At 43.8% G+C, this 942-nt stretch carries 1 protein-coding gene; it reads left to right on the top strand.

What is annotated here, in order from left to right:
* The coding region (locus A3762_RS03585) for a hypothetical protein (RefSeq protein ID WP_156493193.1) at positions 1-776 on the top strand (776 nt) is incomplete at its 5' end.
* Positions 777-942 lie beyond the last annotated feature (166 nt).

A 942-nucleotide genomic window follows, 5' to 3' on the forward strand; every position in this document is an offset into this window, starting at 1 on the left:
ATTCTGTTCTAGTGCTATTGGGATGGCTATTTTTTAGAATTACGGAATCGATATCACCGCCAACTAAGGCACGGCACTTGAAGCGAGTAATTATTAGCTGGAGTTCTGGAAAGGATTCAGCACTTACAATGCAACGAATGATTGAGTCAACTGAATATGAAGTTGTTGGTTTAGTTACGACGTACTCTGAAAGCAAATCGCTTGTGCCAATTCAAGCTACTCCCATCAAGTATGTGCGTCTTCAAGCCCAAGCAATGGAGCTCCCCCTACTCGAAATCAAGATGGCCGACCAAGTATCGAACGAAGTATACAAAAACACACTATTAGAGGGCTTAGGGAACTGGACCGTTCCATTCGATGCTATCGCATTTGGCGATTTATACTGCAACGGCATTGTCGAGTTTCGACAAAAACTATTTTCAGAAACAGTTATTGAGTGTGTATTTCCGCTCTTAATCGAAGAACAGATAGATCTGTCTCGAGAGATCGCTCGACAAATCATCAACACACCGATTCGAGCCTTGCTGCAAAGCATTAATCTAAAACATCTTGAGGAACACTGCTGCGGCGCAGACTACGATAATTCCCTGCTTGAGGGATTACCCGAGTGTGTCGACCCTTGCGGAGAAGTCGGTGAATTTCATACCTTCGTGTATGACGCACCGTTCTTCAAAACAGCGATTCGCATTCACCGAACAGAACAAGAAAGGCAGACATATCATCACGGTAGAGAGATGAATATGTTAGTTCAAAAATTTGAGGCTTCGTTACCGTAACGAAAGGGCATCATGCAAAGATCTCATAACTATCGACCAGCTTACGGCTTATAAAATGGGCATGATCCTTACACTCGGTTTCATCACATTAATCACGTCTATCATCGCAGGCGTCATTGGCTTTGGTGGGGGGATGCTACTGATTGCGATTCTTCCGCTGTTTCTT

The sequence above is a fragment of the Oleiphilus sp. HI0125 genome (genome assembly GCF_001635355.1).